This window comes from Geobacter sp., assembly GCF_027327745.1.
Classification (GTDB): Bacteria; Desulfobacterota; Desulfuromonadia; order Geobacterales; family Geobacteraceae; genus Geobacter.
Genome location: NZ_DAHVYG010000018.1, coordinates 1 through 18,879 on the forward strand (window position 1 = coordinate 1; position 18,879 = coordinate 18,879).

Annotated in this window: 17 protein-coding genes; 12 read left to right on the forward strand and 5 right to left on the reverse strand. The window is 62.4% G+C overall.

The window, feature by feature from the left end:
* The first annotated feature begins 86 nt into the window (after positions 1–86).
* From rpsR to M6689_RS03110, 5 genes are all read left to right on the forward strand, one after another.
* The gene (rpsR, locus tag M6689_RS03090; RefSeq protein ID WP_298267684.1) at positions 87–392 is read left to right on the forward strand and encodes a 30S ribosomal protein S18; all 306 of its coding nucleotides are present in this window, start codon (positions 87–89) and stop codon (positions 390–392) included.
* Between the two features lie 15 nt (positions 393–407).
* Entirely contained in the window at positions 408–1,352 is a 945-nt protein-coding gene (locus tag M6689_RS03095; RefSeq protein WP_298267686.1) for a YybS family protein, read from the forward strand.
* A 25-nt stretch (positions 1,353–1,377) separates the two neighbouring features.
* Positions 1,378–1,824 carry a 50S ribosomal protein L9 gene (rplI, locus tag M6689_RS03100; RefSeq protein ID WP_298267689.1) on the forward strand — a complete coding sequence of 149 codons (447 nt, stop codon included), beginning with the start codon at positions 1,378–1,380 and terminating at the stop codon, positions 1,822–1,824.
* A 550-nt stretch (positions 1,825–2,374) separates the two neighbouring features.
* The gene (locus M6689_RS03105) at positions 2,375–3,235 is read left to right on the forward strand and encodes a diguanylate cyclase (protein WP_298267693.1); all 861 of its coding nucleotides are present in this window, start codon (positions 2,375–2,377) and stop codon (positions 3,233–3,235) included.
* A gap of 58 nt (positions 3,236–3,293) precedes the next feature.
* Entirely contained in the window at positions 3,294–3,638 is a 345-nt protein-coding gene (locus M6689_RS03110; RefSeq protein ID WP_298267695.1) for a ferritin family protein, read from the forward strand.
* A 75-nt stretch (positions 3,639–3,713) separates the two neighbouring features.
* Here M6689_RS03110 and M6689_RS03115 read toward each other — a convergent pair whose 3' ends face one another.
* From M6689_RS03115 to M6689_RS03135, 5 genes are read right to left on the reverse strand one after another with little or no spacing between them, the layout of a single operon-like run.
* Complete coding sequence (locus M6689_RS03115; protein ID WP_298267696.1) at positions 3,714–4,844, reverse strand: ABC transporter permease; 1,131 nt, start codon at positions 4,842–4,844, stop codon at positions 3,714–3,716.
* A gap of 2 nt (positions 4,845–4,846) precedes the next feature.
* On the reverse strand, positions 4,847–5,977 hold the full coding sequence (locus tag M6689_RS03120; protein WP_298267698.1) for an ABC transporter permease: 1,131 nt from the start codon (positions 5,975–5,977) through the stop codon (positions 4,847–4,849).
* Positions 5,974–6,942 carry an ABC transporter ATP-binding protein gene (locus M6689_RS03125; protein WP_298267702.1) on the reverse strand — a complete coding sequence of 323 codons (969 nt, stop codon included), beginning with the start codon at positions 6,940–6,942 and terminating at the stop codon, positions 5,974–5,976. Before M6689_RS03125 ends, M6689_RS03120 begins: the two co-directional genes overlap by 4 nt.
* Positions 6,939–7,868 carry an ABC transporter ATP-binding protein gene (locus M6689_RS03130; RefSeq protein ID WP_298267705.1) on the reverse strand — a complete coding sequence of 310 codons (930 nt, stop codon included), beginning with the start codon at positions 7,866–7,868 and terminating at the stop codon, positions 6,939–6,941. Before M6689_RS03130 ends, M6689_RS03125 begins: the two co-directional genes overlap by 4 nt.
* Complete coding sequence (locus M6689_RS03135) at positions 7,820–8,908, reverse strand: HlyD family efflux transporter periplasmic adaptor subunit (protein WP_298267708.1); 1,089 nt, start codon at positions 8,906–8,908, stop codon at positions 7,820–7,822. Before M6689_RS03135 ends, M6689_RS03130 begins: the two co-directional genes overlap by 49 nt.
* Positions 8,909–9,087: 179 nt before the next feature.
* Between M6689_RS03135 and M6689_RS03140 the strand changes: the two genes are divergently transcribed.
* The 7 genes from M6689_RS03140 (at position 9,088) to M6689_RS03170 (ending at position 18,873) form a co-directional block, all read left to right on the forward strand.
* A complete protein-coding gene (locus M6689_RS03140; protein ID WP_366949722.1) occupies positions 9,088–9,654 on the forward strand; it encodes a response regulator in 567 nt (188 codons plus the stop codon).
* A gap of 378 nt (positions 9,655–10,032) precedes the next feature.
* The gene (gene nifH / locus M6689_RS03145) at positions 10,033–10,902 is read left to right on the forward strand and encodes a nitrogenase iron protein (RefSeq protein WP_298267714.1); all 870 of its coding nucleotides are present in this window, start codon (positions 10,033–10,035) and stop codon (positions 10,900–10,902) included.
* A 118-nt stretch (positions 10,903–11,020) separates the two neighbouring features.
* Positions 11,021–12,466, forward strand: a complete 1,446-nt coding sequence (gene nifD / locus M6689_RS03150; protein ID WP_298267717.1) for a nitrogenase molybdenum-iron protein alpha chain — start codon at positions 11,021–11,023, stop codon at positions 12,464–12,466.
* A 179-nt stretch (positions 12,467–12,645) separates the two neighbouring features.
* Positions 12,646–14,115: a nitrogenase molybdenum-iron protein subunit beta gene (nifK, locus tag M6689_RS03155; protein ID WP_298267720.1), complete on the forward strand. Its 1,470-nt coding sequence runs from the start codon at positions 12,646–12,648 to the stop codon at positions 14,113–14,115.
* Between the two features lie 153 nt (positions 14,116–14,268).
* Positions 14,269–14,538, forward strand: coding sequence for a hypothetical protein (locus M6689_RS03160; protein ID WP_298267723.1), 270 nt, complete (start codon positions 14,269–14,271; stop codon positions 14,536–14,538).
* A 28-nt stretch (positions 14,539–14,566) separates the two neighbouring features.
* On the forward strand, positions 14,567–15,841 hold the full coding sequence (locus M6689_RS03165) for a hypothetical protein (protein WP_298267726.1): 1,275 nt from the start codon (positions 14,567–14,569) through the stop codon (positions 15,839–15,841).
* 272 nt (positions 15,842–16,113) lie between these two features.
* A complete protein-coding gene (locus M6689_RS03170; protein WP_298267728.1) occupies positions 16,114–18,873 on the forward strand; it encodes a bifunctional nitrogenase iron-molybdenum cofactor biosynthesis protein NifEN in 2,760 nt (919 codons plus the stop codon).
* Positions 18,874–18,879 lie beyond the last annotated feature (6 nt).

Genomic DNA, 18,879 nt, shown 5'->3' on the forward strand with positions numbered 1-18,879 from the left:
CGGCAGTTCAGGCCCCTGCGCCTGCCGAGCCGGCCGCCGAAGCCGTAGCTGCCCCGGCAGAGAACGAATAAGGGAGGTGACCAGTCATGAGTGAAGAGAGAACCGAAAGACCCGAAAGACCGGAAAGACCGGCTGGCCAGCGCCCGTCGGGCCCCCGGAAGAAAAGACCGTTCCAGCGGCGGAAGGTATGCCGTTTCTGCGCCGATAAGCAGGCAACCATCGATTACAAGGATCCCCGGACCCTCCGCTATTTCATCACCGAGCGGGGCAAGATCGTACCGCGCCGTATCTCCGGTAACTGCTCCGCCCACCAGCGGGAGATCACCGAGGCGATCAAGCGGGCGCGCAATATCGCCCTGATCCCGATCGCCTCCGCACACGTCATGGCATAGGTGACCGGCCGCCTGATGAGCAGCGACACGAAGGGCGCCCTCCTCGACGTCGTCAAGGGGGGCGTCGTCTCAGTCACACTATTCGCCGCCTTCCTGAACCTTCCGGTCATCGGTCTTCCCGCTGCAGCGCTAACCCCGTTTCCCGCGCTATACTTCGGACTCAAGCGCGGCAACCGGGCGGGAATCGGGCTCGTGCTCCTGGCGGCGGTGCTCGTGGCACTGGCGGGTGGCCCTGAAGCGTCCGTACTTTACCTGGGTCAGTCGGCCCTCCTGGCGTTGGCCCTGGGATGGGGCGTAGCCCGAGGATATTCGGCAAGCCGGTCGATAGCGACGGCGGTTCTGGTCACGCTCGGGCTTGCTGCTGCCGCTGCAGCGGTGTATAGCGTCGCAAGCGGGGTCGACCTGCACGAAAGAGTCGTGGCGGGGATCAGGGAGAGCATCTCCCAGGCCCTCTCTCTCTATGAAAAGAGGGGAATCAAAGGGGATGAGCTCAAGCCGTTCCGGGACGCACTGGAGCAGGGAGGGGAGGTGCTCTCTCGCCTCTACCCGGCGCTGCTTCTGATCGGGCAGTCGATAGTGGCCGGAATCAATGTCATGCTGCTGCGCCGCTTCGCGAACCGCCTGCCGGCGCCGATCCGGATCGCTCCCTTCAACAGCTTTCGCAATCCCGATTATCTGGTCTGGGTTGCCATTGCCGTCGGTTTTTCGCTGCTGATCGACAACAATGTCGTGAACGCCGCCGCCCTGAACGTGGCGACGGTTGCCGGATTCCTCTACTTCTTACAGGGATTGGCGATCGTCAGGCATTATTTCGAAACGTATTCCGTGCCGGCATTGCTCCGGTACCTTTTTTACGCCATGCTCGTGATGCAGGCGTACCTGGCCATCGCGGTTGCGCTTCTCGGGTTGTTTGACCTCTGGGCGGACTTCCGCAGGCCGAGAAAACCAAAAAACCTGTAACTAATCAGGCTGGGAGGAGAAAACGATGAAAGTGATTCTCAAGGAAAACCTCGACAACCTCGGTCACATTGGCGACATCGTGAAGGTAGCGCCGGGATATGCCCGAAATTATCTCATTCCGCGCGGTTTTGCCATTGAGGCGACCGAGAAGAACGCCAAGGCCCTCGAGCACGCCAAGCGGCAGCTCGAGTACAAGCGCAACAAGGTTCTGGAACAGGCGAAAGCTATTGTGGCAAAGATCGAAGCGCTTACCCTCACCGTCGCCCACCAGGCCGGCGAGGAAGGGAAGCTGTTCGGCGCCGTCACCAACATGGAGCTTGCGGATCTTCTGAAGGCCCAGGGGGTAGATATCGAGCGCAAAAAGATCGTGCTTGCCGAGCCGATCAAGCATGTCGGCGAGTTTACGGCAAGCGTCAAGGTTCACCCCGAGGTGGCGGCGACTCTCAAGGTTGTCGTAACCAAGGCTGAATAGAAAATACTGCCGGCAACAAGAAGTCCGAAAGGGCGGTTCCGTGAGGGACCGCCCTTTTTGGTTGTGCGCCAGGCGTGGCGCGTGGCGCGTAAGCGCCATCCAATCAGTTATGGTGGCTGGTTGGTGACTTCAAAGTGCAAGTCCTCTTCGGACCCTGATGGTGGGAACCGATAGCCGGACGGCAAGGGTGTCCGGGGCGACCCGGAATCTGAAGGAAGCCGCAGGCAAAGTCCCGGCCCGACGAACAGAAATCGCATATGAGGCAGTCGCATCCGGGCGAGAAGGCGATTATCTTCAAAGCAAAGAACCTGATGCGGCGAGGACTATCGGAGGAAAACGCCTGGAAGTCTGCCACAAACGGCCGCGGCCCCTGGTGGAATGCAGGGGCCGTGCACATGCATCTAGCAACTACTGAATTGAATCTTGCCGTATACTCTGGTATTTAATGATAGTATTGGAGTACGGGCAAAGGGAAATGCACCGGGAAACGATACGGCGGAGCAGTCACGTCTGTGGAAGTCCCGGACGAGGTCAGCCGGGCGGGGACCAGATGAAAGAAGTCGCCGAGTATATGGACAGGCAGTCGCGGCAGGGATTAGTGGCGCTGGGGTATGTGCTGATAGTTCTGCTCGGGCTTATTGATTATCTGACCAAACAGCTCACCATCGAACCTTTCTATCTTCTTCCTCTTGCGCTCATTACCTGGTCGGGATCTCGCCGCAACGGCTTTGTTGCGGCGTTTATTTCTTCCGGCATCTGGTACGTCGTCAACAGATACGATCCCCATGACCCGGGAGTGCTCGGCGTCCAGCTCTGGAATCTTGCCTGGCAAGCCGGGCTCTTCCTTGTTTTCGTCATGCTGTTTGCAGCGCTCAAATCTGCTCAAGACTACCGGAAGCAGATGACACGTCTCGATCCACTCACCGGAATGCTGAGCGGAACGTTCTTTCAGGAGTTGGCACTCGTGGAGGTACGGCGCTCGGAGCGCTATGATCATCCTTTTACCCTTGCGTTCATTGAATTTGACCTTGCGACGCTGAGGTCGGCGGGGGATTCAGGGCACATTTCGTCGTTGCTCCGCTCTGTTGCTGAGGTGGTACGTTCCGCGGTCCGGGGAACGGACATGGCGGCGCGGCTCGACTATGCCACCTTTGCGGTACTGCTTCCCGAGACCCCCAACGAGTCCGGGCGCGTGGTCGTGAAGAAGCTCCAGGAGCAACTCACCGCGCTCTTGAGGCAGAACGAGTGGCAGGTGCCGTTCGGCATCGGTGCGGCAACGTTCATGTCTCCTCCTGCCGGCGTCGACGAGATGTTTCGCAAGGTTGGGGGGCTCGCCCACTCGGCAAGCCGTCGCTCTTCGCACACAACCGTCAGGTACGAGGTGGTTGACAGGGCGATGGGGGTTGCCTGAGACGCTCTGTGCGTTTGGCTGCGGCGTAATTCAATTTCCTGTGAAGAGGGAGGATTCCATGCCTGACTTCGGATCACCGTTTGCCGTTCTTGCCAACGGCAGAAAGCTGACCCATGACGAACTGGTGCGGGCCATTCGCTTCATGGTTGCCGCCGAGTATGAGGCGATTCAGCTCTACATTCAGCTGGCCGAATCGACCGATAACGTCCTGGCCCAGGCGGTTCTGCGCGACATTGCTGACGAGGAGCGGGTTCATGCCGGGGAGTTTCTGAAGTTGCTCTATCACTTGGAACCCGAGGAGGAGGCATTCTATGCCAAAGGGTTCGAAGAGGTGGCAGGGATCGCCGAGAGGCTGGAAAAGACCACCAAAGCCGGGAGAGGCAGGGGCAGAAAGACATCCTGACCTTTGCTATACTGTACACCCGATGGGCGCTGCGGAGCAATCCGGAGCGCCCTTTTTCGTGTGTGAATTGTCTCCCTACCCGACCGTCTTCCTGAAACGGCCGACCGCAAAGACGAGGATCGTGCCGCCGAGCAGTGCCAGTGCTGCCACCTGCGGCCAGAGGATGTTCAGGCCGATTCCCTTGAGGAAGATTCCCCGGACGATGACCAGGTAGTAACGGAGCGGGTTCAGGTAGGTGGCGTACTGGATGCTCCGGGGCATGTTCTCGATGGGGAAGGCGAAGCCTGAGAGGAGCATGGCGGGGAAGGTGAACATGAAAGAGCTCATCATCGCCTGCTGCTGGGTGCGGCTCACCGTGGAGACGAAGAGGCCGAAGCCCAGGGTGCTCATCAGAAAAAGGGCGGTGGCGCCCACAAGCAGCGGGATGCTTCCCCGCAGCGGGATGTGAAACCAGAAAAGGGCAACGCATGCCACGATGGTGACATTGATGTAGCCGACGACGGCGAACGGCACGAGCTTTCCGACGATGAACTCCCAACGCCGGATCGGCGTGACGATGATCTGCTCCATGGTGCCGATCTCCTTTTCGCGCACCACCGCCATGCTGGAGAGCATCATGGTGGTTATGAGGACCATGGAGGCAATGACCCCGGGGACGTAGAAGTTGCGGCTCTCCAGGTTGTCGTTGAACCAGGCGCGGCTTTCGAGATCCACGGCCCCGAATTTCATGGTCCGACCTCCCTGCCGCACGAGGTGCTCCGTCGTGATCTGATCGCTGAACCGCTCCGCGATCTTCACCGAATAGCTGACGACGATCCGGGCGGTGCTCGGATCGGTGCCGTCGACGATTATCTGAAGCGGGGCGGTCCGCCCGGCGCGGATCGCCTCCTCGAATCCCCGGTTCATCTGGACCGCGGCCCGCACCGTTCCTCGGTCCAGGAGGTCACGAACCTCATCCTCCCGCCCCACCCGCCGCACGATGTCGAAGTAGCCGGAACGTTCCAGCCGGGCCACCAGGTCGCGGCTCGTGGCGCTGTTGTCCAGGTCGTACACCGCCGTGGCGATATGCTTGACGTCGGTGTTGACCGCATAGCCGAAGATGGTGATCTGGACCGCCGGAACTACGAGGATGATGAACCGCATCTTCGGATCCCGCAAGATCTGGATCGCCTCTTTTATGAGCATGGTCTTCAGGCGCTCGAACATGGCTACATCTTCTTCCGGAACTTTCGTACTGCCAGGGCGAAGACGAGCGACCCGAACACGGCGAGAAAGAGGATGTCTCCCGCCAGCACCTTTAGCCCCACCCCTTTGAGGTAGATCCCCCGCAGGATGGTGACGAAGTAGCGGGCCGGGATCGCGTGGGTGAACGCCCGGAGGGGAAGGGGCATGTTGGCGATGGGGAAGACGAACCCCGAGAGGAGGAAGGCGGGAAGGAGCGTTGCCACCATGGCGAACTGGCTGGCGGCGAACTGGCTCCGCCCCAGGATGCTGATGAGCATCCCCAGGCCGAGCGCCACCACGAGAAAGAGGATGGAAGTCCCCAGGAGCAGCGACCGCTCTCCCCGCATCGGCACCTGGAAGATGAAACGCCCGGCAAGGAGCGCCACGACGAGATCGAAGAGGCCGATGCAGAAGTAGGGGACGAGCTTGCCTGCGATCAGCTCCGCCCCGGTGAGGGGGGTGGAGATGAGCTGCTCCATGGTGCCGGTCTCCCACTCCCGCGCCACGGTGAGGGAGGTGAGGAGCGCCGCGATGACCATCATGATGACGGCGATGAGGCCGGGAACGATGGCGTTTCGGGAGACCAGGTCGGCGTTGAACCAGACCCGGGGCTCCGGGGCGAGGGGAGGACGGGGGAGGGTGTCGACCGCGCGGCGGGTCTGCTCCAGGGTGACGGCGCGGCTGTAACCGTCCACTATGAACTCTGCATAACCCAGCGCCGTCGTGGCGGTATTGGAGTCGCTTCCGTCGACGATGGCCTGGACCCGCACCGTACGGCCTGCCTGGAGGTCGGCGGCGAATCTGCGGGGGATCACGAGCGCCATGAGGGCGTCGCGGCGGTCGATGGCCCCTTCGATCTCCCGGTAGTCGGTGGCGTATCCCTTCAGCGAAAAGTAGCGCGAGCCGCTGAATCGGCTCACCAGGTCGCGGCTCGCCGGGGTGCCGCTCTGGTCCCAGACCATGAGGGGGACGTTGTCAACGTCGAGGGTAAGGGCGTAGCCGAAGAGAAAGAGGAGCATCATCGGGATGGCGATCCCCATGATGAGGCTCCGGATGTCCCGGAAGACGTGGATGAACTCCTTCCGGGCCACGGCCTTGATCCGCTGCAGCTTCATCGGGCGAACTCCCGCTGCGTCCCTTCCTCCCGGTCGCGGGCCTCGATGAGGGAGACGAAGACATCCTCCAGCGAAGGGACGATCTTCTCGATGTGCTCTGCAGTGACGCCACTGGCGGCGAGGATTCGGCCTATGGCCGGTACCGTAGCCCGGGCGTCGCCGGTCACCACGTGGAGCCCCCGGCCGAAGAGGGCGGCATGCTTCACCCCGGGGATGGTCTCAATCTCCTCCATCAGCTCCTGGGGGCGGTCGCAGGCCACCTCCACGATCTCTTCGGCCATCCGTTCGGTCTTCAGTTCCTCCGGCGTGCCGAGGGCGATGAGCTCCCCCCGGTAGATGAGGGCGAGGCGGTCGCAGTACTCGGCCTCGTCCATGTAGTGGGTGGTGACGAAGACCGTGACCCCGGCGCCGGCGAGGCGGTAGATCAGGTCCCAGAAGCTGCGGCGGCTGATGGGATCGACGCCGGAGGTCGGCTCGTCGAGAAAGACGATGGGGGGCTCGTGGAGGATGGCGCAGCCCAAGGAGAGGCGCTGCTTCCAGCCGCCGGAGAGAACGGCGGTGCGGCTTCTGCGGTGCTCGGCAAGCCCCGCCATCTCGATCACCCACTCCTTCCGCTCTCGGCGCCTCTCGGCCGGGACCTTGTAAATGCCCGCGTAGAAGTCGATGTTCTCCTCCACGGTCAGGTCCTCGTAGAGGGAGAACTTCTGGCTCATGTAGCCGATGTTCTTCTTGATCTCCTCCGCCTCGCGGACGATGTCGAAGCCGGCCACGGTGCCGCTGCCGGCGCTGGGGGAGAGGATGCCGCAGAGCATCCGGATGGTGGTCGATTTCCCCGCGCCGTTGGGGCCCAGGAAGCCGAAGATCTCCCCCCGGCGCACGTCGAGGCTGATCCGGTTCACGGCCACGAAATCGCCGAAGCGCCGCTCCAGGTCCCGGAGGGTGACGGCGTAATCGGTGCCGGTCATGACGCACCTTCCTGACCGGAGAGGACCGAGACGAAGACATCTTCCAGGCTCGGCTCCATGGGGCGCAGCCCCCGGAGGGCGACTCCTTCCCGTGCCATGAGCGCCTCGATGGCGGAGGCCGTCTCTTCCGGTTTTTCGGTCACCACGTGGACCCGGTCGCCGAAGAGCCCCACGGTGATGCCGGCGAGCCCCTTGCGCAGGATGCGGGCCGCCTGCCGGGCGGCATCGGTGCGGACTTCGAGAATCGTTCCCCGCATCAGCCCCTTGAGCCGGCCCGGGGCGTCGCAGGCCAGCAGCCGTCCCTTGTGGATCAGTCCCACCCGGCTGCAGCGCTCCGCCTCGTCCAGGTAGGCGGTGGTCACGAAGATGGTGACTCCCTCCCGCAGGAGCTGGTAGAGGATGCGCCAGAAGTCCCGACGGGAGACAGGGTCGACCCCGTTGGTCGGCTCGTCCAGGAAGAGGACCCGCGGGGTGTGGACCAGGGCGCAGGCAAGCCCCAGCTTCTGCTTCATGCCGCCGGAGAGGTTTCCCGCCTGGCGGCGCCGGAAGGGGGTGAGGTTGCTGAAGGTCAGCAGCCTGTCTATTTTTTCGTCACGCCCCCGGCGCGGGATGCCGTAGATGTCGGCATAGAAGTGGATGTTCTCTAGCACCGTGAGATCGGGGTAGAGGCCGAAGCGCTGGCTCATGTAGCCGATCTCCTCCTTGATCGCCTCCGCCTCCCGCACGCTGTGGCGGCCCAGAACCCGCGCCTCGCCGCCGGTGGGATCCATGATGCCGGCCAACATCCGCATGGTGGTGGTCTTTCCCGCCCCGTCGGAGCCGACGAGGCCGAAGAGCTCCCCCCGGGCCACGGTAAGGGTGAGGCCGTCCACAGCGGTCAGCTCGCCGAAGCGCTTGGTGAGGTTGTCGGTTGTGATGGCGTCCATATGTTGATAGTGAGTAGCGGGGTGCGAGAGGCTCTAGTTCCTGGTCCCCGGTCCCCGGTCCCGACGATTATCTCCGCATCCGCCGGCATCCCGGGCTTCAGCTCCATCTTCGGGTTCGGGACGGTGATCTTGATCCGGTAGACGAGCTTCACCCGCTCCTTTTCGGTCTGTACGTTCTTCGGCGTGAACTCGGCCTCGGGGGAGATGAAGGTGACGGTCCCCTCGTAGTGCCGGTCGGGCCACGTGTCGACCTTGATTCGGGCCTTCTGCCCAACCTTGACCCGGCCCAGGTCGGTCTCGGCGATGTAGGCCCGCAGCCAGGTGTCGGTGACGTCGCCGACGGTAATGATCGGCGTTCCTGCCGCAACCTGCTCCCCCGGCTCCACGTGCTTCGAGAGAACAAGACCGGTCAGGGGGGCCGTGAGAGTGGTGTAGGAGAGGCGGGTGCGGGCCAGCGCCAGCGCCTCCCAGGCCTGCCTGAACTGGGCCCTGGCGGCGTCGATCCGCTCGCGCCGCTGTCCCCGGTGCATCAACTCCTGCCTGGCCTGTGCTTCGCGAAGCTCGGCCTGTGACGCATCGCGGGCCGCCTTGGCGGCATCGAAGTCGCGCTTCGGTATGACCTCCCGCCGGTACAGGGCCTCCTGGCGAACGAAATCGGTCTCCAGCCGGTCGGCTTCGGCCTTGGCTCGCGTCATCGCGGCGACGGCCTGGACAATCTCCTCCCGCCGGAAACCGTTTTCCTGCTCCCGCAGGACTGCCGCCAGCGCCTCCATCTGCTGCTCCTGCTGGGCGACCTCCAGCCGTCGGTCTTCGTCATCCAGTCGCGCCACTACCTGTCCAGCCTTCACGGTCTCCCCTTCGTCGACAAGCCGTTCGCGCACTTTGCCCGGCACCTTGAAGCTCACCTCCACGGCGGTCACCTCGATATTTCCTGACACCTTGACAGTTCCGTCGCCCGGGGCGTTACGGCGGGTCCCGAACCAGAGCGCGAGAGCAGCGCCGAGCAGAACCAGCACGATAATGACCACTTTCTTCTTCATGAAACTCTCCCGGGGAATGGTATCCTTGGCAAAGTGCAGTATCTATTCTGTCACGCTGAGCGGCGTTGTAAAGAAGTTATGACGGCCCGGTTCCCCGCGGCTCATTGGAACGGTTTATGCTCATCTCATCACGATAGAGGGACAAAAGTGGTAAATATCAGCGTAAGGTGGTGATTTCATTGCGATGTGCCCTGGTGTGCGACGATGAACCGATTATCAGGATGAGCTTAAAAAATAAGCTCAAGGAGCTCGGATTCGATGAGATCGTTGAGTGCGGCGATGGTGAACAGGCAGTCCAGCTCGCCCTGAGCAGACTCCCCGATATTGCGATCCTCGACGTCTCCATGCCGAAGAAAGACGGTGTGACGGCAGCCCGTGACATCCGGCAGAAGCTGAAGATCCCCATCATTCTCCTGACCGCCTGCTACGATCCCGATACGATCAAGCGGGCCAAGGAGAGCGGCATCGGCGGCATCCTGACCAAGCCCTTCCGGGAGCAGGACCTCTGGCCCGCCATCGAACTCGCCTTCGCCCGTGCCGACGAGGTGGAGAGCCTCAAGGAGCAGGTGGAGGACCTGAAGGAGACCCTGGAGAGCCGCAAGGTCATCGAGAAGGCCAAGGGGATCCTGATGCAGAAGCAGGGGCTTTCGGAGCCCGAGGCGTTCCGCAAGATGCAGAAGCTGGCCATGGACAAGCGGAAAAGCATGCGTCAGATTGCCGAGGCGATCCTGCTGACCGAGGCGTGAACGGTGCAGGGATAGGGGGGAGGAGGCGTCGGTGGGTACCGGCGCCTTTTCTATTTTTTGGGCATAAATTACTCCTTGCTGCTGCCGGGGACTTTTGAGTGACTTTTGGCTGTCGAATTGATTAATTGTTGGGCATCTGCACCTGAAAGAGGCTTGAGCGGCGACGGCTATTTTGAAAAAGTTAGCAAAATAGCCATGTTGGAAGTTGGCATGCTCAATGCTAATTGAATGTCAAAAGCGAATCACGAGAATACGCTGTAGTGTTCTTGCAGAAATCAAAGGCAAAGGCGCCGCCATTATCAAGAATGGGGCGCCTTTTTTTGTTGCCCCGCACATTCCCAGACAGTCCACGGATTGGTGGACAAAAGGAGACAGAACATGAGACAGATCGCAATTTACGGCAAAGGTGGCATCGGCAAATCGACTACGACCCAGAACACGGTGGCGGGGCTCGCCTCCCTCGGCAAGAAGGTGATGATCGTCGGTTGTGACCCGAAGGCGGACTCGACCCGTCTGATCCTCCACGCCAAGGCCCAGGCAACGGTCATGGACCTGGTGCGTGACCGCGGGACAGTCGAGGACCTGGAGCTGGAAGACGTGTTGAAGGTCGGGTACGGCGATGTCAAGTGTGTCGAGTCCGGCGGCCCGGAGCCGGGGGTCGGCTGCGCCGGCCGCGGCGTCATCACCGCCATCAACTTCCTGGAAGAGAACGGCGCCTACACCCCCGACCTCGACTTCGTCTTCTACGACGTTCTCGGCGACGTCGTCTGCGGCGGGTTCGCCATGCCGATCCGCGAGAACAAGGCCGAAGAGATCTACATCGTCTGCTCCGGCGAGATGATGGCCATGTACGCCGCCAACAACATCGCCAAGGGTATCCTCAAGTACGCCTCCTCCGGCAAGGTCCGCCTCGGCGGCCTCATCTGCAACTCCCGCAAGACCGATCGTGAGGCTGACCTGATTGAGGCCCTCGCCGCCAAGCTCGGTACCCAGATGATCCACTTCGTTCCCCGCGACAACCAGGTGCAGCGCGCGGAGCTGCGCAGGATGACGGTCATCGAGTACTCACCCGAGCATCCCCAGGCCGACGAGTACCGGACTCTGGCGAAGAAGATCTCCGAGAACAAGATGCTGGTTGTTCCCACCCCGCTGGAGATGGACGATCTGGAAGCGCTGCTCATGGAGTTCGGCATCATGGAGGCGGAGGACGAGTCGATCGTGGGCGTGGCCGAGGCGGCGGCGAAGTAATCTAAAATATGAATTAACAGGGATGGACAGGATATTCAGGAAAAAGACAAATCATGAAGCCCATCTCCAAGTTCAATCCTGATTTTCCTGAATATCCCTGTTAGATAAGGAGCTTAATATGTCCCATGCAGTCAGGAAAGTGGAAGGGATCACGAAAGAAACGACCCAGGACATGATCGACAAGGTCCTGGAGGCATACCCCGAGAAGGGTAAGAAGAAGCGCGCCCCGCACCTGGCCCCCAATGACCAGGCTTCCGGTTCCGCCTGTGTCAAGTCCAACCGCAAGACCGTCCCCGGTGTCATGAGCGCCCGCGGCTGCGCCTATGCGGGGGCCAAAGGGGTTGTCTGGGGGCCGATCCGCGACATGGTCCACGTCTCCCACGGTCCGGTCGGCTGCGGCTGGTACTCCTGGGGGACCCGGCGCAACCTGATGAGCGGCATCACCGGCGTAACAAACTTCGCCATGCAGTTCACCTCCGACTTCCAGGAAAAGGACATCGTCTATGGCGGCGACAAGAAGCTGAAGACCCTCCTGCAGGAGGCGAAGGATCTCTTCCCGCTCGCCAAGGGGATCTCGGTCCTCTCCGAGTGCCCGGTGGGCCTCATCGGCGACGACATCAACGCCGTGGCGAAGCAGTCAAGCAAGGAGTTGGACATCCCGATCATCCCTTGCAACTGCGAGGGTTTCCGCGGCGTTTCCCAGTCGCTGGGGCACCACATCTCCAACGACACGATCCGTGACTACATCATCGAGACCCGCGAGTTTGCCGAGCCGATCGGGCCGTATGACATCGCCCTCATCGGCGAGTACAACATCGGCGGCGACGCCTGGTCGACCAAGCCCCTGCTGGAAGAGTGCGGCTTCAACGTCAAGGCCGTCTGGACCGGCGACGGCGAGATGGAAAAGATCGCCGCCACCCACCAGGTGAAGCTCAACGTCATCCACTGCTACCGCTCCATGAACTACATGTGCAAGGTGATGGAAGAGAAATACGGGATTCCCTGGATCGAGCTGAACTTCTTCGGCCCGACCAAGATCAGGGAATCACTTCGCAAGCTCGCCGAGCTGTTCGACGACACCATCAAGGCGAAGGTGGAGGCGGTGATCGCCAAGTACGACCCGATCATGCAGGCGGTTATCGACGAGTACCGGCCGCGCCTCGAAGGGAAGAAGGTGATGCTTTACGTCGGTGGGCTTCGTCCCCGCCACACCATCAACGCCTACGAGGACCTGGGGATGGTCTGCGTCGGCTCCGGCTACGAGTTCGCCCACGGCGACGACTATGATCGGACCGCACCGGAGATGCCCGACGCCACCGTGGTCTACGACGACGCCTCCGAGTTCGAGATGGAGCAGTTCGCCCACACGCTGAAGCCGGACCTGATCGGCAGCGGGATCAAGGAGAAGTACCTGTTCCAGAAGATGGGGATACCGTTCCGGCAGATGCACAGCTGGGATTACTCCGGTCCGTACCACGGCTACAAGGGTTTCCCGATCTTTGCCCGCGACATCGACATGGCGGTGAACAGCCCGACCTGGAACCTGGTGAAGAGCCCGTTCTAGGTAAGACGGCGCCCGCTTTTCCGCCGGCCTTCGGCTCGCTCTTGTGCGGCGTAGCGCTGCTACGCCTCCGCGGCTCCCCTCAGTCCGACGCCGACCTGACGAAAAATCGGACGCCGACAGGTAAATGCAAATCATTCTTGTGGTGTGACGGATGAGTCTCCCACTAAAGGAGAAATCTTATGGCTAACAACCTAGGAATAGCAGTAAAGCCGGTGACCGAGATCCCCGAGGAGGAGGTCAAGCGGGTTGCCGAATGGATCAACACCGAGGAGTACAAGGAAAAGAACTTCGCCCGTACCTCGCTGGTCATCAACCCGGCCCACGCCTGCCAGCCGCTGGGGGCCGAGCTTGCGGCCCACGCCTTCGAAGGGTCCCTTCCCTTCGTGCATGGCTCCCAGGGGTGCGCATCCTACTACCGCTCGACGCTGAACCGTCACTTCCGCGAGCCCGCCCCGGCCGTCTCCGACGCCATGACCGAGGACGGCGCCGTGTTCGGCGGCCAGAACAACCTCCACGAGGGGCTCGAGAACGCCATCGCCCTCTACAAGCCGAAGATGATCTCCGTCTTCACCTCCTGCATGCCGGAGATCATCGGCGACGACCTGACCGCGTTCCTGAAAAACGCCCGCAACAAGGGGATCATCCCGGCCGACATGCCGGTCCCCTTCGCCAACACCCCGAGCTTCAACGGCTCCCACATCCACGGCTACGACGCCATGCTCCTCTCCATCCTCCAGACCCTGACGGCGGGGAAGCAGGTGGAAGGGCGCTGCACGGGAAAACTGAACCTGATCCCCGGCTTCGACGCCAATACCGGCAACTTCCGGGAGTACAAGCGGATCCTCGAGGCCTTCGGCGTCCCCTACACCATCCTGGGGGACATCTCCGACGTCTTCGACTCGCCCAATGATGGCACCTACCGCCCCTACCCGGGCGGCACCAAGCTGGACGAGGCCGCCGACTCCATCAACGGCAAGGTTACCCTGAACCTCGGCCCCTACTCGGCGGCCAAGACCTATGCCTGGATCAAGGACAACTACTCCGGCAAGCACGTCTCCATGCCGCTGCCGTTCGGGATCGCCAAGACCGACGCCTTCATCCTGAAGATCTCCGAGCTGTTCGGCAAGCCGGTCCCCGAGTCCCTGAAGGCCGAGCGCGGCCGGGCCGTTGACCTCATGACCGACGCCCACCAGTACATCCACGGCAAGAAGTTCGCGGTGTACGGCGACCCCGACTACCTCCTCGGCTACGTATCGTTCCTCCTGGAGATGGGGGCGAGACCGCACCACATCCTCTGCTCCAAGGGGACCAAGAAACTTGAGAAGGATATCCAGGCGCTCCTCGACACCTCCCTCTACGGCAAAGACTGCAAGATCTACATCAACAAGGACCTCTGGCACCTGCGGAGCCTCCTTGTGACCGATCCGGTCGATGGCGTGATCGGCGACACTCACGGCAAGTTCGCGGCCCGCGACGCCAATGTCCCGCTCTTCCGCTTCGGCTTCCCGATCTTCGACCGTGTGAACCTCCACCGGGTGCCGCTCATCGGCTACCAGGGGGTGATGAACATGGTCTCCACCATCTGCAACAAGTTCATCGAGGTTGTGGATGAGACCTGCGATGATCGGCAGTTCGAGATGATGAGGTAATAAGGCCGGGACCGGTAACCCGGGAACCGGACAAAAAGAAAAGGGCGCTTCCCTGCAGGGGGCGCCCTTTTCTTTTTAGGAGCATCGTTAACTTCATGCCCGTCAATCAGGTTCCGATGGTTATAATACTATGGGAGGCAGAAGAAACTGTGCATGCAGGAGTACGACTTCGTGCCGGCCGTCGGCATGACGAAGAAGGCTTTCTGGAAAGAGGTCGGTGAACTCGCCAAGACGTGCAATGCCGACAGCATCCTGATGTACATGATGCACATGCTCGATAAGGCTCAATCTGCCCGTGTGCCTGTGCGCAAGGACGATTTCGTGAATTTCGGTCGGTCGGTGACACTGTTCGACGGAGTCATCGACTGGTTTGACCGAATCAAAAAAAGCAGAAGCTGGAGTTGGCGTTGGTGTAGTTGTTGAATGAGCTGATAGAATTGGGGGAGCGACCATGCCGATTGCCGTGTTTGATGCCATCAGGGGCAACATCGAATCCTTTCTCGGAGGGGCCGCGGTGGATCTCGTCCCCGGGGCGGAGGGGGAGAAGGGGGACAGGACCACCATCCAGGAGACCGTCACGATCGAGGAGCGTCCCTACCTCTTTACGGCGCGGCGTGTCTCCCTGCCGTTTACCCGGACCGAGGAGTCCTTCTGCCGGGAGCTCCTCACGGCGTTTTCGGCGCTCTATTCCGGTTTCCGGCAGGAAGGGTATGCCGCCCACTTCCGGACGGCCCTCCTTGCCTCCATCATGGACATCACCGTGGCCCGCTCGCTGCGGGGGGACCACCGGAAGGGGTTCTGGCCGATCCAGCAACTGATCCAGCTCCTGAAGAACCTCTCCTACCAGCGCTACGAAGGAAAGCCGGCCACAACCGGTTTCATCGTCCATCGGACCACCCCGGCGGAGCTTCGCCGCCTGCTCCGCTACCGCAAGCATACCCTGCTCCCCCTGCAGCCCGCCGAAACCATCTCCCCGACCTTCTTCGACAACCCCCTTACCTACCGCTTCATCGACGGCACCAACCTCTTTTTCATCGCCAACATCCAGATGCAGGTGACCGGCATCATGAGGACCGGCGGCGGCGTGATGGATAACGATGTGGAACGGCTGACCAACCGGGAGATCTTCTCCCTCGTCAGGCACGCCGGCTCCGGGGCCTTTGCCGTCACGGTCAACGGGGCCTCGGAGATCGAGGTGATGATCACGCCGGACAAGCTCCTGGTGCGACGCCGCGGGGTGTGGGCGATCTTCGACCCCGACATCATCCGCTCGTTTCTTGCCGGGAGCCTCGAAGGGGCTGCCGCCGACGATCTGCTCTGGACGCTCTACGCCCTCTCCAAGATGCGGCACGGCACGGTCGTCCTCGTCCATGAACGCGGGGTCAGGCAGCTGGCCCCCCTGAAGAAGGGGTCGGTGGGAGGGGACGACCCGATCGGCCGCCTCCTCATCGGCCGGGTCCGGGGTCGGTCGATCAGCGACCTGAAACAGGCGGGGACCCTCCTTCGCATCCTCTCGTCCGACGGCATGACAGTGTTCAGCCGCAGCGGCAAGCTCCTGGAAACCGGCTTCATCATCGACACTTCCCATGCCCGGGAGGTGGTCACCGGCGGGGGGAGGACCACCGCCGCCTGTGCCGCATCCTTCTTCGGGAAGGTGATCAAGGTCTCCCAGGACGGGCCCATCGAGTTGTACCAGGGAGGGCGGCTCGTCTATCGCTTCGGCTGATCGCTGAGTGTCGCGTGCACGGAGCTGCCTAATTTGTAGGCATATTGCCGGCGATGACGGGGGGCGGAGAGGGGGGTGGGGCGCAAAAAGCCCGATGGAGCCGCATCTTGTGAGCTTGGCACGTCACATGCTTTACCGAAGGCAACCTGGCACAGCTAACCGAAGTACCCGTGGCAAAGGCGCCACCATCCCGACGGATGAGTGGCGCTTTTCATTTGACCGGCGGGCGGTGCCGGGGGACGTGATCCAGAGCTGCTGAAACGGGGTGCCCCATGGCCAAACCTGATTACTACGACGTATCCGAATGCGAAACCCACGATGCCGGCGCTCCCAAGTTCTGCAAGAAGTCGGAACCGGGGGAGGGGACCGAGCGCTCCTGCGCCTATGACGGTGCCCGGGTGGTGCTGATGCCGCTCACCGACGTGATCCACCTGGTCCACGGTCCCATCGCCTGCGCCGGCAACTCCTGGGACAACCGGGGGGCGCGCTCTTCCGGCTCTCAGCTCTACCGCCGGGGCTTCACCACCGAGATGCTGGAGAACGACGTCATCTTCGGCGGCGAGAAGAAGCTCTACAAGGCGATCATCGAGCTGGCGGAGCGCTACCGCGACCAGGCGAAGGCGATCTTCGTCTACGCCACCTGCGTCACCGCCATGACCGGCGACGACATCGAGGCGGTCTGCAAGGCGGCCCAGGCGAAGGTCTCCATCCCGCTGGTACCGGTCAATACCCCCGGTTTCATCGGCGACAAGAACATCGGCAACCGCCTGGCGGGGGAGATCCTCTTCAAGCGGGTCATCGGCACCGCCGAGCCGAAGGTTTTGGGGGAATACCCCATCAACCTGATCGGCGAGTACAACATCGCCGGCGACCTCTGGGGGATGCTGCCCCTCTTTGACCGGCTCGGGATCCAGATCCTCTCCTGCTTCAGCGGCGACGCGAAATTCGAGGAGCTCCGCTACGCCCACCGGGCGAAGCTGAACGTCATCATCTGCTCGAAATCGCTCACCAACCTCGCCAAGAAGATGCAGAAGAGCTACGGCATGCCGTACCTGGAGGAGTCGTTCTACGGCATGACCGACACCGCCAAGGCCCTGCGGGATATTGCCCGGGAGCTGGACAACGCCGTGGGGGGGCTGGAGAAGCGGATCATGCAGGAGCGGGTGGAGCGGCTCATCGAGGAGGAGGAGCGCAAATGCCGGGAGCAGCTCGAACCGTACCGCTTCCGCCTGAGCGGCAAACGCTCGGTCCTCTTTACCGGCGGGGTGAAGACCTGGTCCATGGTGAACGCCCTGCGGGAGCTGGGGGTGGAGATCCTGGCCGCCGGCACCCAGAACTCGACCCTGGAAGATTTCTACCGGATGAAGGCCCTCATGCACCAGGATGCCCGGATCATCGAGGACACCAGCACCGCCGGGCTCCTCTCGGTCATGTACGAGAAGATGCCCGACCTGATCGTGGCCGGCGGCAAGACCAAGTTCCTGGCCCTGAAGACCAAGACGCCGTTCCTCGACATCAACCACGGCCGCTCCCACCCCTATGCCGGCTACGAGGGGATGGTGACCTTCGCGAAACAGCTGGACCTGACGGTGAACAACCCCATCTGGCCGGTTCTGAACGGCAAGGCGCCGTGGGAGAAGACGGAGGAAGAGGTGTCGGCTGACGTGGCCCGGGTTGCCGGCCATGCCGAGGCCCATCTGGCGGAGGAGCTGAGCGCCTCGCGGGTGAAGGTGCCGACCAAGTGCGCCACGGTGAACCCCCAGAAGAACTCCCCGGCCCTCGGCGCGACGCTCGCCTATCTCGGCATCGACCAGATGCTGGGGCTTCTCCACGGCGCCCAGGGGTGCTCCACCTTCATCCGGCTCCAGCTCTCCCGGCACTTCAAGGAGTCCATCGCCCTCAACTCCACCAGTATGAGCGAGGACACGGCCATCTTCGGCGGCTGGGAGAACCTGAAGAAGGGGATCAAGCGGGTCATCGAGAAGTTCAAACCGACGGTGGTAGGGGTCATGACCTCGGGCCTCACCGAGACCATGGGGGATGATGTGCGGAGCGCCATTGTCCACTTCCGGCAGGAGAACCCGGAACATGACGGCGTGCCCATCATCTGGGCATCCACCCCCGACTACTCCGGCTCCCTGCAGGAGGGGTACGCGGCGGCAGTGGAGGCGATCGTGAAGAGCGTCCCCGAGGGGGGCGAGACGATCCCCGGGCAGGTGACGGTCCTCCCCGGCGCCCACCTCACCCCGGCCGACGTGGAGGAGGTGAAGGAGATCTGCGAGGCGTTCGGTCTCGACCCGATCATGGTCCCCGACATCTCCTGTGCCCTGGACGGCCACATCGACGACACGGTCTCCCCCCTCTCCACCGGCGGCGTGTCGATGAAGCGGATCAGGCAGGCGGGACGAAGCTGCGCGACCATCTACATCGGCGATTCCCTGGCCAGGGCGGGGCTGGCCCTGAAGGAGAAGTTCGGCACCCCCTGTTACGGCTTCACCTCCATCACCGGCCTGGCCGAGGTGGACGGTTTCGTGGAGACCCTTGCGGCCATCGCCGGCCGGCCGGTCCCCGAGAAGTTTCGCCGCTGGCGGAGCCGGCTCATGGACGCCATGGTGGACAGCCACTACCAGTTCGGCCTCAAGAAGGTGACCATCGCCCTGGAGGCGGACAACCTGAAGGCGATGACCGGCTTCCTGGCCGGCATGGGGTGCGAGATCCAGGCGGCCATCGCGGCAACGCGGGTCAGGGGGCTCGATGGCCTCCCGGCGAAGGAGGTCTTCGTGGGGGATCTGGAGGACCTGGAGACGGCGGCGGCAGGAAGCGACCTGATCGTGGCCAACTCCAACGGCCGCCAGGCGGCGGCGAAGCTCGGCATCAAGGCCCATCTCCGGGCGGGGCTCCCGGTCTTCGACCGGCTCGGCGCCCACCAGAAGATGTGGATCGGGTACCGGGGGACCATGAATCTTTTGTTCGAGACGGCGAATATCTTCCAGGCCAACGCGAAAGAGGCGCAGAAGCTGGCGCATAACTAAGCCCTC

Coding starts and splice junctions, on each gene's coding strand:
- M6689_RS03110 (WP_298267695.1), top strand. CDS start 3,294: ATGCCTGACTTCGGATCACCGTTTGCCGTTCTTGCCAACGGCAGAAAG.
- M6689_RS03095 (WP_298267686.1), top strand. CDS start 408: ATGAGCAGCGACACGAAGGGCGCCCTCCTCGACGTCGTCAAGGGGGGC.
- rplI (WP_298267689.1), top strand. CDS start 1,378: ATGAAAGTGATTCTCAAGGAAAACCTCGACAACCTCGGTCACATTGGC.
- M6689_RS03135 (WP_298267708.1), bottom strand. CDS start 8,908: ATGAAGAAGAAAGTGGTCATTATCGTGCTGGTTCTGCTCGGCGCTGCT.
- nifD (WP_298267717.1), top strand. CDS start 11,021: ATGTCCCATGCAGTCAGGAAAGTGGAAGGGATCACGAAAGAAACGACC.
- M6689_RS03105 (WP_298267693.1), top strand. CDS start 2,375: ATGAAAGAAGTCGCCGAGTATATGGACAGGCAGTCGCGGCAGGGATTA.
- nifH (WP_298267714.1), top strand. CDS start 10,033: ATGAGACAGATCGCAATTTACGGCAAAGGTGGCATCGGCAAATCGACT.
- M6689_RS03165 (WP_298267726.1), top strand. CDS start 14,567: ATGCCGATTGCCGTGTTTGATGCCATCAGGGGCAACATCGAATCCTTT.
- M6689_RS03160 (WP_298267723.1), top strand. CDS start 14,269: ATGCAGGAGTACGACTTCGTGCCGGCCGTCGGCATGACGAAGAAGGCT.
- M6689_RS03120 (WP_298267698.1), bottom strand. CDS start 5,977: ATGAAGCTGCAGCGGATCAAGGCCGTGGCCCGGAAGGAGTTCATCCAC.
- nifK (WP_298267720.1), top strand. CDS start 12,646: ATGGCTAACAACCTAGGAATAGCAGTAAAGCCGGTGACCGAGATCCCC.
- M6689_RS03125 (WP_298267702.1), bottom strand. CDS start 6,942: ATGACCGGCACCGATTACGCCGTCACCCTCCGGGACCTGGAGCGGCGC.
- M6689_RS03115 (WP_298267696.1), bottom strand. CDS start 4,844: ATGTTCGAGCGCCTGAAGACCATGCTCATAAAAGAGGCGATCCAGATC.
- rpsR (WP_298267684.1), top strand. CDS start 87: ATGAGTGAAGAGAGAACCGAAAGACCCGAAAGACCGGAAAGACCGGCT.
- M6689_RS03130 (WP_298267705.1), bottom strand. CDS start 7,868: ATGGACGCCATCACAACCGACAACCTCACCAAGCGCTTCGGCGAGCTG.
- M6689_RS03170 (WP_298267728.1), top strand. CDS start 16,114: ATGGCCAAACCTGATTACTACGACGTATCCGAATGCGAAACCCACGAT.